Here is a 14,157-nt window from a genome sequence, read left to right on the forward strand (position 1 = left end):
AGTGGAGGACTACGTTCATGTCTTTGAAAGAGACCGTCAGCGGCCAGGTCGACAGGGCCAAGGTGTTCGTTGATCGGCTTCGTGCGCGCTATATCGATGCCTACGCGCGAGCGTTGGAGCTAAGCGGTGATCGTTTGGATGATCTGGCTCGATTGAGTGAAACGCTGGGCCCAAGTGTACGGGACGCTGTGGATGCCCGTATCGAGGGCTTGCGGCAGCATCTGGACGAACTGAATCGTTCGCTGGCCGACAAGGCCGTCCCGTTGGACCGCAAGGCTAAAGTGGACCGGATGGCATTGAACGAAAAGGCGCGAAAGGCCGGGCAGGGGCTGCGTTTGGTGAAAGGTGCTGTGGGGGCTGAGGCGTCGAAACCTGACGTACCTGCGAAAGCGGTTGTCGCCGCCGAAGCGAAGCCGTCGACAAAGACTGCTCGTGCTAAGCCGGCAGCCACCCGGGCGAGTTCTGCCAAAACGGCAAAAGGCGCAGCCTCTAAGCCGAAGAAAGCCGCCGCAAAGACGTCTGCTGCGGCGAAAGGCCCTGAAGGCGCGGCCAAGGCCCCATCCCGGCCCCGTAGCGGGCGTCAGGCAGGCAGCAAGGGTTCCGGGTCCGCAGCGAAGGGGACGGCAGTGCCCCCTCGCAAAAAAGCGCCCAAGGCACCTCGTAAGCCTGCAGACAACACATAGGGAGATTGGGTGAAGTCGGCTTGACGGCGGGAGGCTCAAAGCGTCAGAGTATCGAACCGGTAGCGTGGCGTGCGCGTTGTCATACTGCCGGAAAAAACATTTGACAGTGCAGATCAAATGCTTAAAATGCGCAACTCACTTGGACAGCATGGGTGGTTAGCTCAGCTGGGAGAGCATCGCCCTTACAAGGCGAGGGTCGCAGGTTCGAACCCTGCACCACCCACCATCAACACCAAGTGCGATTGGCAATTTTCGCCGATCAACTCGGAGCGGTAGTTCAGCTGGTTAGAATACCGGCCTGTCACGCCGGGGGTCGCGGGTTCGAGTCCCGTCCGCTCCGCCATCTTCGGGTGGTTAGCTCAGCTGGGAGAGCATCGCCCTTACAAGGCGAGGGTCGCAGGTTCGAACCCTGCACCACCCACCATTTTGATTTCCCTTTATGACGTGCTGGTGACAATGGGTGAAACATCTGCCCAGGCACCGTCATGCCTGTCATTTCCCTATGGCAGGATAAGCGTACTGACCGGTCTTGGGATGGGGGTGCCTGTCGGGGCATGCACCCCGTGCGATACCACTATCGGTGTCGCACCGGGATGCCGGTTGCTCCTGAGTACAATGCGCCAGCGACTTACTTACCGATCAGGCTCTGGCCGCAGACGCGGATGATGTTGCCGTTGACGCCACCGGACAACGGGTTGCAGTAGTAGGCGATGGTTTCCGCCACATCCACCGGTAATCCTCCCTGTGACAGGCTATTCATGCGACGACCGGCTTCCCGGATCGTGATCGGCATGGCCGCAGTCATCTGGGTTTCAATAAAGCCCGGTGCCACAGCGTTGATCGTGATCCCGTCCTTGAGCTGCTTGGCCATGGCTTCGACATAGCCGATAACGCCGCACTTGGAGGTCGCGTAGTTGGTCTGGCCAAAATTACCGGCAATACCGCTGATGGAGGATACGCAGACGATGCGGCCGTTCGAGCGCAGCAGTTTGCGTTTCATCAGCTCGTCGTTGATCAGTTCCTCGGCGGTAAGGTTGACCGCAATGGTCAGGTCCCAGAAATGATCGGGCATGCGGCCGAGGGTTTTGTCGCGGGTAATGCCCGCATTGTGAACGACCAGGTCGACGCCCTTGAAATGTTCTTCGAGGTAGTCGGCGATGGCCTTCGGACCGTTCGGTTCAGTGATATCCGCCGCCAGCGCCTTGCCGTTGATGCTGTTGGCGACGCCTTCGAGTGCCGCCATGGCCGCCGGGACATCCAGGCAGACGACCGTTGCGCCGTCCCGGGCCAGTACACGCGCCACGGACTCTCCAATGCCCCTTGAGGCGCCTGTGACCAGCGCCACCTTGCCGGTTAACGGTGCGATGTTGTTGGTCGCCGTTCTGCCTTTGCCGTCCCTCTTGCTGATCCGCACGACCTGACCCGAGACGAAGGCGGCTTTGGGCGACAGGAAAAAGCGTACGGTTGACTCCAGTTGGGTTTCTGCACCCGGCGCCATCCAGATCAGTTGCGCTGTGGCGCCTTTCTTGCCGATTTCCTTGCCGACGCTGCGGACAAAACCCTCCAGGGCCTTCTGCGTAGCCGCTTGCGCTGCCGTGGTGCAATCGGCCGGGTCGGTGCCGATCACCACGATGCGGCCGCAGCGGCCGATGTTGCGGATCGTCGGATGGAAGAAGTCGTAGACGCAGCGCAGTTGGGTCGTATCGGTCAGGCCGCTGGCGTCGAAGACCAGCGCCTTGAAACGACGTTGCTCGCCGATGTTATCCATTTCCAGGCTGTTCGCCTTGTGGCTTTGCGCAAGATCGGCGGAGGCTCTCAGGGATTCGACATGGTCCGGATAGTACAGCGTGGCAGCGCTATTGCTGATCAGGTCCGCCAGTACCTTCATGGCCTTGGGTTCAGGGCCTGCGCCCAACAGTACGTGTCCTTCGACAAAGGGCTGATCGGCCCGTTGCCAGCGTTCCAGGTTAACCGGAGACGGCAGGCTCAGCGATTGCACCACCGATTTCCCGATAGGCGTGTTGACGAACTTGAGGTAAAGATCGGACATGTTAGCTTCCTTTAACGTACAAGGCTGTTATCGTCGTGGCGATGTCATGCGAACAACGCTTCCGGATGTGGATGCGCTTCATATTAGGGATTCGCTTGCGATTTGGATTGACTAAATGCGAGGGGCCTCTCGTCAACGGAGCCAATGAGGCTACGGGCCTGCGCGTTAGACTGCCAGGTATCGCGACCTCGATGTCGCAATCCACAGTAATCGCTGCAATAGCAACAGGATACGCTTATGGCTCAGGGTGGCAATCAACGTCGGGCGAAAAACGCCGACCAGGTCAACTCCACAGGAATTCGTCGCGTCGCCGTGATCGGCGGCAACCGGATTCCCTTTGCGCGTTCCAATACCGCATACAGCAAACTCAGTAACCAGGACATGCTCACCGTCGCCGTCCGCGGCCTGATCGACCGCTACCATCTTCAGGGCGAGCGGTTGGGAGAGGTCGTTGCCGGAGCGGTCATCAAGCACTCGCGGGATTTCAACCTGACCCGTGAGACGGTGCTAAGCAGCGGCCTTGCCCCGGAAACGCCGGCGTACGACGTGCAGCAAGCCTGCGGCACCGGGCTCGAAGCGGCTATCCTGGTGGCGAACAAGATTGCTCTCGGCCAGATCGACTGCGGCATTGCCGGCGGGACCGATACCACTTCCGATGCACCTATCGGGATCGGGGAAGGGCTGCGCGAAATCCTGCTGGACCTTAATCGTGCCAAGACAGTGGGCGAGCGCCTGAAGATCATCGGACGTTTTCGTCCGAACCACCTGATGCCGCTGATTCCGGAGAACCGGGAGCCGCGTACCGGGTTGTCCATGGGCGAGCATTGCCAACTGACGGCGCACGAGTGGAAGATACCCCGCGAGGCGCAGGATCAACTGGCACTGGAAAGCCACCAGAAGCTTGCAGCCGCTTATGACGAAGGCTTCTTCGACGATCTCATTACGCCGCTTGCCGGGCTGAATAAGGACAATATCCTGCGGCCGGATTCCAGTCTGGAAAAACTGGCCAGCCTGAAGCCCGTTTTTGACCGGGAGAAGGGCACCATGACGGCGGCCAACAGCACCGCGTTGACCGATGGGGCTTCCGCCGTGTTATTGGCGAGCGAGGCCTGGGCCCAGGAGCGCGGTCTGCCGGTTCGTGCCTACCTGACCTTTTGCGAAACCGCGGCCGTGGACTTCGTCGACAAGGGCGAAGGGCTGCTGATGGCGCCGGCTTACGCTGTGCCTCGTATGCTGGAGCGGGCAGGCCTCACGCTGCAGGACTTCGATTTCTATGAAATCCACGAAGCCTTTGCCGCGCAGGTCCTGTCGACCCTGAAGGCGTGGGAGGACGAGACTTACTGCCGCGAACGGTTGGGGTTGTCGAAACCGCTGGGGAGCATCGATCGCAGCAAACTCAATGTTAAAGGCAGCAGTCTCGCTACCGGGCACCCGTTCGCCGCCACGGGCGGTCGAATCCTGGCAACGCTGGCCAAATTGCTGGAGCAGAAAGGCAGTGGGCGCGGCCTGATTTCCATCTGTGCGGCCGGTGGGCAGGGGGTGACGGCGATCCTGGAGCGGTGATGTTGGCGGCGAAGGCTGTATTGGTGGGCTGTGACTGTCTTCGGGCTTTGTTCGGGGAGTTTTCCCCCTCTCCCCCGGCCCCTCTCCCGCCAGGGAGAGGGGAGCAAAAAAACAGGTGACGGGGTCAGACGCCCGACTCGGAGTAGCGCGCCACCCCGGGAAGCCCCTCGCCCCTGGCGGGAGAGGGGTTGGGGAGAGGGGGGGCCTCTAAACTCTCAAAACCCCTCCGGCCGCTCAAACCCGCTAAGCCCCGCCTCTTCCAGCAACTGCGCCACCCGGATCGTCGTCAGATCCATACCGGGTGCGCCTATAATCTGCACGCCGAACGGCAGACCGTTCTCATCCTTGCCCACCGGGGCCGTGGTGGCAGGCAGGCCGAGCAGGGTGGCGAGGCCGATCCAGCAGAACTGGTCCATATAGGAGCGCTTTTCGCCGTTGACGCTGATCTTGCGATTGAAGATGGGCATGCTGTGATCGTGGTGGATGGCGACGGTCGGTGTGATGGGGGTCAGCAGCACGTCCACTTCGGCAAACAGCGTTTCGATTTGGGCGCGCATCTGCTCCCGCGTTTCATGATGTACGACCCACTCGTGGAAGCGCTGATTGACGCCGCGCCCGTACTGGCCGATGCCGAGCGTCATCTGAATAAACAGTCGCAGCCATTTTTCGAGGCGTGCAATCCAGGCCATCTGGCGGCGCTGGGCGGGGGTGAGCCCGGTACCCATCAGGCTGCCCAGCAGGTTGAAGTAGGTTGGCAGGATCTGCTCGAGTCGCAACAGCTCATGCCGGGCTTCCTGCACCCGTGCGCCTTCCCGCGCCAGCGCATCGCTCAGGGCCTGATAGCCCTGTTGCAGGGGGTTGTCGATGGGGCAGGCCGGGTCCTCGAACCAGACGGCGACCTTGAGGTCTTTCAGTGAATCGAGGCGGGCCGGTGTCAGGTCCAGCTTCCAGGCGCGGGCGTCGGCGGTCCTGGGGCCGGCGATAATCCCCAGAATAAAGGACAGGTCGTCTGCGGTGCGGGCGATTGGACCGGCTTCGACCAGATCCGGCTGGAGGACGAGACCGGGGGGGCCGGGAATATGGCCGCGCATGGAAACGAGGTCCCGCGTGGGCTTGTGGCCAAAGACACCGTTGAAGTGCGTCGGGGTTCGGATAGAGCCACCGACGTCGCTGCCGACTTCGAAACTGGTCAGGCCAGCGGCCACGGCCGCCGCCGCTCCGCCAGAGGAACCGCCTGGCGTTCGCTCCAGGTCACGCGGATTCCGTGTGACACCGTATACCTTGTTATAGGACTGCAGATCGGATGCGTATAGCGGCACGTTGGTCTTGCCGATAATAATGGCGCCGGCGTCCACCAGCTTTTGGGCGATATCCGCATGTTTCTCCGGCCGGTGCTGGGCGAGTGCGGGCGCGCCGGCGGTGGTCGGCATGCCGACGACTTCCCAGGTGTCCTTGAGGGTCAACGGTACGCCGTGGAGCGGGCCGCAGGGTTCCCCGTTCGCCCGTTTTTCATCTGCCACCCGCGCCCGTTCCCGTGCAGCGGTTTCGTCGAGGGCAACGACAGCATTGATCGGGCCATTCAGCCGTTGAATCCTTTCAAGATAGGCATTGACGGCGTCGGTGCTGGATATCTCGCCAGCGCGGATCTTCTCCGCCAGTGCTCGGGTGGGCATGAAGGCCAGATCGGTCATGCGGAATCCTCATCAGAGTGAATTTGGCATTAAATCCCAACCGCGGCATCCTGTAAATCACTTGCTTTAATTGCTGTGAGGCAATCTACAGGGACGATTGGCTTCCCTTTCATTGCTACAGCGACGCCCTCCAGCGCTTGATGCGCATCTGCGCCTTGACCAGATCGAGTATCTCATTGACTACCCGGATCAACTGGTGATTGGCATCTTCTTCCTCAGCTTCGCTTTCGTAGATCAGGCCAGCGACCAGATCCTCGACGAAGGGATGATTCTGAGGGGTGGCCAGGTCGTCGAGAATCTGGTGGATCACGTGGGACACGATATCGCCGACGGCCGCATCCAGTGCGCTGGAAACCGTCTGTCCGAGCATCGGAATCTGGCGGATGCGGCGAATCTCCTGGTTCTGTTGGAGAGCCTCGTCGACACAGCCTTCCAGATAGCGGCGCAAGGTGGCGCGATGGGGGATGTAACCGTTCTGCACGGTTTCCGCAAGACGTCGCGACAGCCAGTCCTGGATCTGGTCTCGCCGAGGGAGCAGGACATCGTTGCGGATACGGGTGATCAAAGTGGAGCCGTGGCGGATTTCCTCCTGGGCGCCGGACAGGATCTTGATCACGATGCGGTCGGACAGTTCCTCCATAAAGGCTTCGTAATAGAAATTCAGGAAACGATAGAGGCGAGTCCGTTTGAAATCGATGATCTCATATTGGTCCAGCCGGTAGATGATGGAGGCAATCCGCAGGATACGCAGAAACCGGTAGGTGCCGGAGGGAATACAGCCGACCAGGTCGTACCAGTGGATAAACGGGTAAAAGTACCAGCGGTAGTACGTCTTGTTCACCATGGCACGGATCCAGCGGACGCCGAATTCGATCAAAAAGACCGTCACGAACATGATGTCGTAGAGGATGAAATGCTTGTGGATCGGTGCGTAGAAGGCGGCGAAGGCGGGAATTTCCCGCTGGGCGAGTTCCTGCACCAGCGCCAGGCCGTAAATCGTATCGAAGATAATCCAGGCCATGTTGACCAGAAGCAGGGCCAACATCAGGAAGTCGATCAGAAACCAGAAGGCCTCGTGGCTCGAGAAGAGTTTTTCCCGGTTGATGGTCAGCACGAATCGCTCCCTACGTTGCCGTGATGGAATGGCTTCATAACCATAGCGTATAGAAAGACCTCACCCTAATGCGAATATGACACCGTGGCTGGGTGGACAGATATGGGGGGAATCTGGAAACTTGCAGAACGCCCGCTACCGCATGGTGACGACCGGGGACACGACGGAGCGTTGCCGCTATTGGGTACAAGCCTGTCCTCACGGGACGCGCTGACTGAACAAGGGATGCGGTGGAAGGAGGTCGACCATGGAAACGCAAATGCCGGACCTCGATAATCCGGCAGCTATCCACCGCATGGTGCAGATTTTCTATGCCCGCTTGCTGGATGATCCGGTGATGCGCCCTGTCTTTATGGAGGTGGCCGGTGTTCATCTTGCCGAGCATTTGCCTCGCATTGAAGCCTACTGGTGCAAGATGTTGCTCGGGCATGCTACCTATGGCCGCAATATGATTCGCCAACATGAGGCCGTCGACGACCAGTTGGCGCTCAGCGACGAACACTTCCACCTTTGGCAGCGCCACTTCGAGCAGACTCTGGATGTGCACTTCGAGGGCCCCTACACGGACAAGGCCCGCAAGATCGCATGCGCAGTGTTGCGCAACCTCTCGTACTGGCTGGCGGAACGTAACCGGGACTGGGGGTAAGTCCGGCAGCCATAAAAAAGGTTCATCGCACTTTACCGGGAAAAGCGGCTTTGATTTCAAAAAGAAGTCGCTGCCCCGATACCCCTTTGTCATACCTGGAGGTTAGCGCTTGCTCCATCGGCTTTTCACGCTAATCCGCGACGATCCATAAAAAAGCCCAGCACCACAGGCCTGGGCAGAAAAACAAGGATCACGGAAAGGCCTGACGTCCGGAGTTCCCACACGCCAGCGGTTCACCCTTGGGCCGAACCTGTCACCATTTTCCCGCCTACACCATCACACCGCATTGGCATCGCCGCCGTTGGCTGAGGGGCTGTCCAGTCAAGGCGACGAAACACGCCTATTTCAACTGGGCCGACGTCTTGTTGAGCAAGCGTCGGGCGATGATCAGGAGCTGAATCTGCTGCGTCCCCTCGAAGATATCGAGGATTTTGGAATCCCGGGCCCACTTTTCGAGCAATTCGGTTTCGGCATAACCGAGGTTTCCGCACAGTTCGACGCATCGCAGTGTGATTTGGTTGGCGACACGACCCGCCTTGGCCTTGGCCATGGAGGCTTCCTTGGAGTTAGGCAGGCCGTTGTCCGCCATCCAGGCGGCACGGATCGTGAGCAGACGGGCGGCTTCCAGCTCCGCTTCCATCATGTTCAGCTCGCGGGCGGCGGCGGGCTGCAGCCAGGACTGCTGAACATATTCCTGATTCAGTCCGGCCAGCTCCAGTAGGCGGCGGGTCCGCTCCAGGGCGGCCCGCGCGACCCCGACGGCCATGGCGGCAACCACCGGTCGGGTATTGTCGAAGGTCTGCATGGCGCCGGCGAAACCCTTGTCGACGCTGATTTCCGGATCGCCCAGCAGGTTTTCCTTCGGCACGCGGCAGTTGTCGAAGCGGATAGCGGCCGTGTCGGAGGCTCTGATGCCTAACTTCTTTTCCAGGCGCTCCACCGTCATGCCCGGTGTGCCCTTGGTGACCACAAATGACTTGATGGCCGCGCGGCCCTGTTGGCGATCGAGCGTTGCCCAGACCACCACGGCATTCGCCCGCTCACCGGCAGTGACATAGATTTTTTCGCCGTTGATGATGTAGTCGTCGCCATCACGTCTGGCGGTGGTTCGGATGGCCGCAGAATCGGAACCGGCACCGGGCTCGGTAATGGCCATCGCGGCCCAGGTGTCGCCGAAACGCCGGAGCTGTTCGTCGTTCGCCACCGCCGCGATAGCCGAGTTGCCGAGCCCCTGGCGGGGGATGGACAGCGCCAGCCCGACATCGCCCCAGCACAGCTCGGTCAATCCTAGGACGGTTCGCATGTTGACGCCGTTGCGGATGCCATCGCCGCTGTTACCCTTTGCGCGGGCTAATCGTCCGGCGCCAGCACCTTCGTCTCCCACGCCGGCATTCATCCCGTCCATGATGGAGGCCAGCATATCCAGCTCTTTGGGATAGTCGTGTTCGGCCCTGTCGTACTTGCGGGATATGGGACGGAACACCTGTTCGGCGACTTGGTGAGCCTGATTGACCAATGCCTTGAAACGTGCGGGAATTTCCAGTTGCATGGTGGTTGTCTCCTGGACTGGCGACCAAGGCCCTAAGCCTGTAGGCCGCCGTTGAGAACGGCGATGGAGCGCAAATCGCGGTACCAGCGTTCGACCGGGTGTTCCTTGACGAATCCATGCCCCCCAAGGAGCTGGACGCCCTGGCTGCCGATCTCCATCGCCTTTTCATTGCAGAAGAGGCGGGCCAGGGCCGTTTCCCGGCTGAAGGGCAGTCCTTGTTCCGCGCGGCTGGCGGCGCGCCATGTCAGTAAGCGCATGGCGTCGAGTTCGATAGCGATGTTGCTGATCATGAATGCCACCGATTGCCGATGGGAAATCGGTTCACCAAAGGCTTCACGTTCGTTGCAGTAGGGGATGACATAGTCCAGAACGGCTTGCGCGCAGCCGATGGCCAACGCGCAACGCATCAGCGAGGAACGGTCGAGGAATTCGCGATAATCGAAGTCGTCGTTTTCGCCCAGAAGGGCGCCTTCAGGCAGCGCAACGTCGCTGAGGGCCACTTGTTCTGTACTGGCGGCTCTTACGCCCATGGCCGGATCGGGCTTGCAGGCCAGACCGGCAGCCCCCGGCTCGACCAGGAACAGGCGTGGTCCCTCGTTTTCGAGATCGGCGGAGACCAGCAGCAGCCGGGCTTCGCTGGCCCTGACCACGCTGCTTTTGAGGCCGTTGAGAACGAAGCCGTGTTCTGTCCGGTGGGCACGGGTATGCAGGTGATAGGGGTCGAACAGCGGATGCGGTTCGTCCACCGCAATGGTTGCGACCGGCGCTTCAGCGTCCGACTCGCAGAACTCCGGCAGATAGCGGGATTGCTGATGGCCCGAGCCCCAGCGGGTGAGAGCCTGTGCCACACTCAATGTCGACAGGGCTGCGAGTGCGATCCCCATGTCGCCCCAGGCCAGTTGTTCGCCGATCAACACACTGGTAACCGGCGACTGATGTTCGGCCGTGCCGCCGAAAGCCGCCGGCACGGCATAGTGGATCAGGCCTAGCTCGTTGATAGCGGCTTCCAGGTCCGGAGTGAGTTTCCCGGCTTCGTCCGCGATGGCGGCGGCAGGCCGGATGGCCTCCTGTGCCAGTCGCTGCAGGCTATCGACGATCATCTGTTGTTCGTCGCTCAGTGACAGGTCGAAAAGGTCCTGGCGGGATGGCCCGGGTAATCGCTGGGTGGGCAGCAACTGGCGGGCGCGCTTGAAACCCTTGCTGGAGGCCGCCAGGGCATGGAAACCTGCACGGGTACCTTGAAAGGCAAGCCGTTCGGCGCGTTTGCGCAGTCCAAAACGGTCGAGCCAGGGGGCGCCGGCCAGGCGATTGATGGTGGCCAGGGCCAGGCCGATGGGGTCACGGGCCATGGGCTGTTGCTCCTCTCTGATAGGGCCGCGCCGATCGATCTTATGGTGGTAGCGTTATTGCCCGGTGCGGCATTGAATCCATGGTGTGAAAAGGCGCGCGCAATGCCATTGGCAACGGGGACAGCGGTGTCAGGCAACTGGGTCAAATCGCGGGTCCCAGGCGTGAAGAACCACTCGGACGCTTGGAAAGTCGCGCCGGTGTCCCCAACCTATGTACTGAAAGTTAAAAGGAATCTGATGGAGTTGATTCCTGTCATGATCCCCGCGTGCTGTCGGTGTACGATGTTATAAGTTAGGGCGCTGGGAAGCCCTATCTTGCCGGCCCGGAGCGTCGGCGTGAGTTCAACGGTTGTCGGAAGCCGGGTTTTGACATCCGAGGTTGTTGCGTTTCTGTAGGAGATGGTATTTCCGTGACACATCAGGAAGAGGCCCCGCAAGGGGTAGCCCCAAGCTATACGGTTCTTGAGGAATGGTTGAATAGTCTGACACATGGTGTCGGTGCGGGTTTGAGCATCGCGGGCATGGTGGTGTTGATCGTCTTTGCCTCCATGGCGGCAGACGCCTGGAAAATCGTCAGTTTCAGCATTTACGGCGCAAGCCTGATCACGCTGTTCCTGGCCTCCACGCTCTACCATGCGGTGCGGAATCCCAGGCTCAAGCGTGGTTTTAAGATGCTTGATCACTGTGCGATATTTCTTCTGATTGCCGGGACCTACACACCCTTTCTGCTGGTGAACCTGCGAGGGTCGCTGGGCTGGACGTTGTTTGGCGTGGTGTGGGGACTGGCGATTGCCGGTATTGCGTTGAAGCTGGTTTTCGGTCACCGCTTCAAGGCACTACAGGTCATCATCTATCTGCTGATGGGGTGGATGGTTGTCTTTGCGTCATCGGAACTGGCGGCACATCTCAACGGCACCGGCCTGGACCTGGTCGTGGCCGGCGGTATCACCTACACCGTGGGGGTGATTTTCTATCTGGTTCGGCGCATTCCCTATAATCACGCCATCTGGCACCTGTTCGTGATCGGCGGCAGCGTGTGCCATTTCTTTGCCATTTACTATGGCGTGCTGAACGGGCAGGTCAGTTAAAACGATCTTCCGGGGCCGCGAGGGTCCCGGAAGTCGTCCTCTTGCCGATGATCTCCCGGCATAAGGTGGCAGGGGCGCATTAACGCAGTTTGAAGGTCGCTCTCACGTTGACCTTCAGGCTCTGCTCGCCAACCGTGACGGATGGTTGGGCATTGCTGATGGCAGACATCTTCATCATGAGCGGCCTGGGCCCCTGGTTATTGACGTCCAGTGTGTCGACGGAGCCGCATTGACGGCCCAACTGGTGGGCGATGAACTTGCATTGCTCCTGCGCATCCTTGATCGCGGCGGCCAGTGCCCGCTTCTGCAGGCCGGATGCATCGGCCGCGAAGAAATCGGCCGGCGTCAGCTGGTAGCGGAATCCAGCGGTGTTCGCCGCACCCAAGAGCGTATCGAGGAGCTTGAGATCGTGTAGGGTAAAGGTGACCGTTTGTGTTGCCACCACTATGGTCTTGCCCGTGTCGTGTCCCTGGTCGTCGGTCTGGCGACGGGTGTAAACCCCCAACTGTGCCGTTGAATAGTCGCTGAGCTTTTGGCGCTCCGGTTTGATCTGGGCTTCCCAGGTCTGGATTTCCCGGGAGGTTTCAGCCTGCGCTGCCGATACCGTTGCGGCTTCCGCACTGGCGGTGAAGGACAGGTGAACGCTGTCCGGCGCGTATTTCACGGAGCCTTCCCCAGTCAGGCTTACGGTGCCTGCCCAGACAGCGGGAGATAATGCCAAACAACCGATCAGGGCCCAACGCTTTCCGTGTGCATTCATTACTCACTTTCTCCTTTGTCTATACACCTGGCATTGGCGGAACTGCCGATCATCTGCAATCATACCGATGAGGCCACAAGGAATCCTGTGCATCCCGCAAGCTTCTCTGCCAATCGGGAATGACGTCTCAGCAGCAAGTCGCTTTCCCGTCAGGACAGGGAACTCCGCCGGTTCAACCTCACAGGGAGACGAGGATAGATGCTGATCCATGGCGAACAGATTCGGCTGACGCCACGAGAGCGCAAGGTGCTTTTCAGGCTCACCGGCATCGACCCCCGCTTTATTAAAACCCGAGCGGGCCTGCAACGCTTTGTCGATCAACACCTCTCCACGCACAAAACCGACTCGCCGGAAATCCAGCTGATCAAGCTATTGCTGCAGAAGTATCTGCCGCCGGGGGCAATAGAGCGCGGGCCGAAAGTTTGATGCCATGTTAGGTGCTGCGGCGGCTGTTCGAAGCATTAAGCGAACCTTCCTAATGTCACGCGGCAATTTTCGCGCCGGTCATGAAAATACCCCTGTGAAAGCAGACTTTGACCTGACTCACTTTCCAATTTCGTCAGATATGTCTTTAATGATGGCTGGTTGTGTTATTTCAGGCTCCATGTCACCGAAGTGATCTTTTCGCCAACACCACCTGATCCGGCAGAACGGACACCTCAATCGCCTCACAAGGATTCAGTGAGTTCATGAACCGTACCGAACGCTTTTACAAAATCCATCAGCAGCTCAGTTCGGGTCGCCCGATTTCGATGAAACGCCTGCAGGAGACGGTGGGGGTTAGTCGAACCACCGTCATGGACGATTTCGCCTACCTGCGCGATTTCCTGGGAGCACCGATCATCTATAGCCGGGAAAGTGGCGGTTATTTCTATGATCCGGAACAGACTCGCTTTGAGTTGCCTGGGTTTTGGCTTAATGCGGATGAGTTGCAGGCTTTGCTGATCACGGAACAGTGGTTGGATGGCATCCAGCCCGGACTTTTGTCCGATATGATCGGGCCGCTACGACAGCGCGTGCAATCCCTGCTCGATAAGAGCGGCCATGACAGCACCGAAGTCAATCGTCGTATTCGGACAAAAGCTGTCCACACGCGCCAGGTCGACAATCAGGATTTCCAGCGGCTATGCGGAGCGTTGTTGCAACGACTTACTATTGATGCGGAATACCATGGACGTGCATCCGACTCCCTCCAGGAGCGCCGCCTCCACCCACAGAGGCTCCTCCAATATCGCGACAACTGGTACCTCCTCGCCTGGTGCGAACTGAAACAGGCGATGCGGCTGTTCGCTACCGAGCGGCTGAGGTTTCGGGTGTTGGACACGCCCTGTATAGACAGGCCGGACTCTGAACTCGACCACATCATTCAGTCCGGGTTCGGCATCTTCGCCGGCGCCGCCCAAAACGTCGCCCAGCTACGCTTCCTTCAGCCGAACGCCCGCTGGGTTGCCGATGAGCATTGGCATCCGGATCAGCGGGGCGAGTGGGATGGAGACACCTATCTGTTGAATATCCCCTACAACGAGAGCACTGAGCTGGAAATGGAGATTTTGCGGCATTGTCCGTTTGTGGAGGTGATGGGGCCGGTTGAACTGAAACAGAAGATCAAGGAACGACTGCAGTTGGCGCTTGGGAAATTCGAGTAGGGGTGTCCTGATTTGGCG

At 59.7% G+C, this 14,157-nt stretch carries 12 protein-coding genes and 3 tRNA genes; 9 read left to right on the forward strand and 6 right to left on the reverse strand.

From position 1 onward, the window contains the following. Positions 1-17 precede the first annotated feature (17 nt). The 4 genes from CLR77_RS08625 (at position 18) to CLR77_RS08640 (ending at position 1,107) form a co-directional block, all read left to right on the forward strand. A complete protein-coding gene (locus tag CLR77_RS08625) occupies positions 18-683 on the forward strand; it encodes a hypothetical protein (RefSeq protein WP_097460219.1) in 666 nt (221 codons plus the stop codon). A gap of 150 nt (positions 684-833) precedes the next feature. Beyond that, positions 834-909: transfer RNA gene (locus CLR77_RS08630), tRNA-Val, on the forward strand. A 40-nt stretch (positions 910-949) separates the two neighbouring features. Beyond that, positions 950-1,026 (forward strand) — tRNA-Asp (locus tag CLR77_RS08635). A gap of 5 nt (positions 1,027-1,031) precedes the next feature. After that, positions 1,032-1,107 (forward strand) — tRNA-Val (locus CLR77_RS08640). Between the two features lie 204 nt (positions 1,108-1,311). Here the strand turns inward: CLR77_RS08640 and CLR77_RS08645 are convergent. Continuing rightward, complete coding sequence (locus CLR77_RS08645; protein ID WP_097460220.1) at positions 1,312-2,733, reverse strand: 3-oxoacyl-ACP reductase; 1,422 nt, start codon at positions 2,731-2,733, stop codon at positions 1,312-1,314. A gap of 237 nt (positions 2,734-2,970) precedes the next feature. Between CLR77_RS08645 and CLR77_RS08650 the strand changes: the two genes are divergently transcribed. Next, the gene (locus tag CLR77_RS08650) at positions 2,971-4,296 is read left to right on the forward strand and encodes an acetyl-CoA C-acetyltransferase (RefSeq protein WP_097460221.1); all 1,326 of its coding nucleotides are present in this window, start codon (positions 2,971-2,973) and stop codon (positions 4,294-4,296) included. A 215-nt stretch (positions 4,297-4,511) separates the two neighbouring features. Here CLR77_RS08650 and CLR77_RS08655 read toward each other — a convergent pair whose 3' ends face one another. Beyond that, a complete protein-coding gene (locus CLR77_RS08655) occupies positions 4,512-5,987 on the reverse strand; it encodes an amidase (RefSeq protein ID WP_097460222.1) in 1,476 nt (491 codons plus the stop codon). A 115-nt stretch (positions 5,988-6,102) separates the two neighbouring features. Then, positions 6,103-7,101 (reverse strand): hypothetical protein, encoded by a 999-nt coding sequence (locus tag CLR77_RS08660; RefSeq protein WP_097460223.1) that lies wholly within the window; start codon positions 7,099-7,101, stop codon positions 6,103-6,105. 247 nt (positions 7,102-7,348) lie between these two features. Between CLR77_RS08660 and CLR77_RS08665 the strand changes: the two genes are divergently transcribed. Next, the gene (locus CLR77_RS08665) at positions 7,349-7,747 is read left to right on the forward strand and encodes a group III truncated hemoglobin (RefSeq protein ID WP_097460224.1); all 399 of its coding nucleotides are present in this window, start codon (positions 7,349-7,351) and stop codon (positions 7,745-7,747) included. A 340-nt stretch (positions 7,748-8,087) separates the two neighbouring features. Here CLR77_RS08665 and CLR77_RS08670 read toward each other — a convergent pair whose 3' ends face one another. After that, on the reverse strand, positions 8,088-9,296 hold the full coding sequence (locus CLR77_RS08670; RefSeq protein ID WP_097460225.1) for an acyl-CoA dehydrogenase family protein: 1,209 nt from the start codon (positions 9,294-9,296) through the stop codon (positions 8,088-8,090). 32 nt (positions 9,297-9,328) lie between these two features. Beyond that, positions 9,329-10,645 (reverse strand): acyl-CoA dehydrogenase family protein, encoded by a 1,317-nt coding sequence (locus CLR77_RS08675; RefSeq protein WP_097460226.1) that lies wholly within the window; start codon positions 10,643-10,645, stop codon positions 9,329-9,331. A gap of 410 nt (positions 10,646-11,055) precedes the next feature. On the opposite strand from CLR77_RS08675, the gene trhA reads away from it, so the two are divergent. Further along, a complete protein-coding gene (trhA, locus tag CLR77_RS08680) occupies positions 11,056-11,733 on the forward strand; it encodes a PAQR family membrane homeostasis protein TrhA (protein WP_097460227.1) in 678 nt (225 codons plus the stop codon). Between the two features lie 79 nt (positions 11,734-11,812). On the opposite strand, the gene CLR77_RS08685 is transcribed toward trhA, so the two are convergent. Beyond that, the gene (locus CLR77_RS08685) at positions 11,813-12,493 is read right to left on the reverse strand and encodes an SIMPL domain-containing protein (RefSeq protein WP_097460228.1); all 681 of its coding nucleotides are present in this window, start codon (positions 12,491-12,493) and stop codon (positions 11,813-11,815) included. A 198-nt stretch (positions 12,494-12,691) separates the two neighbouring features. On the opposite strand from CLR77_RS08685, the gene CLR77_RS08690 reads away from it, so the two are divergent. Further along, the gene (locus CLR77_RS08690) at positions 12,692-12,919 is read left to right on the forward strand and encodes a hypothetical protein (RefSeq protein WP_097460229.1); all 228 of its coding nucleotides are present in this window, start codon (positions 12,692-12,694) and stop codon (positions 12,917-12,919) included. 263 nt (positions 12,920-13,182) lie between these two features. Then, positions 13,183-14,139, forward strand: coding sequence for a helix-turn-helix transcriptional regulator (locus CLR77_RS08695; RefSeq protein WP_097460230.1), 957 nt, complete (start codon positions 13,183-13,185; stop codon positions 14,137-14,139). Positions 14,140-14,157: the final 18 nt, after the last annotated feature.

It is taken from the genome of Mangrovitalea sediminis (assembly GCF_002514725.1).
Lineage (GTDB): Bacteria > Pseudomonadota > Gammaproteobacteria > Pseudomonadales > Oleiphilaceae > Mangrovitalea > Mangrovitalea sediminis.

Bases quoted from the DNA above. Each gene is read 5' to 3' on its own strand.
- CLR77_RS08690 (WP_097460229.1), top strand. From the start codon at position 12,692: ATGCTGATCCATGGCGAACAGATTCGGCTGACGCCACGAGAGCGCAAG.
- CLR77_RS08665 (WP_097460224.1), top strand. From the start codon at position 7,349: ATGGAAACGCAAATGCCGGACCTCGATAATCCGGCAGCTATCCACCGC.
- CLR77_RS08655 (WP_097460222.1), bottom strand. From the start codon at position 5,987: ATGACCGATCTGGCCTTCATGCCCACCCGAGCACTGGCGGAGAAGATC.
- CLR77_RS08675 (WP_097460226.1), bottom strand. From the start codon at position 10,645: ATGGCCCGTGACCCCATCGGCCTGGCCCTGGCCACCATCAATCGCCTG.
- CLR77_RS08670 (WP_097460225.1), bottom strand. From the start codon at position 9,296: ATGCAACTGGAAATTCCCGCACGTTTCAAGGCATTGGTCAATCAGGCT.
- CLR77_RS08685 (WP_097460228.1), bottom strand. From the start codon at position 12,493: ATGAATGCACACGGAAAGCGTTGGGCCCTGATCGGTTGTTTGGCATTA.
- CLR77_RS08625 (WP_097460219.1), top strand. From the start codon at position 18: ATGTCTTTGAAAGAGACCGTCAGCGGCCAGGTCGACAGGGCCAAGGTG.
- CLR77_RS08650 (WP_097460221.1), top strand. From the start codon at position 2,971: ATGGCTCAGGGTGGCAATCAACGTCGGGCGAAAAACGCCGACCAGGTC.
- CLR77_RS08695 (WP_097460230.1), top strand. From the start codon at position 13,183: ATGAACCGTACCGAACGCTTTTACAAAATCCATCAGCAGCTCAGTTCG.
- CLR77_RS08645 (WP_097460220.1), bottom strand. From the start codon at position 2,733: ATGTCCGATCTTTACCTCAAGTTCGTCAACACGCCTATCGGGAAATCG.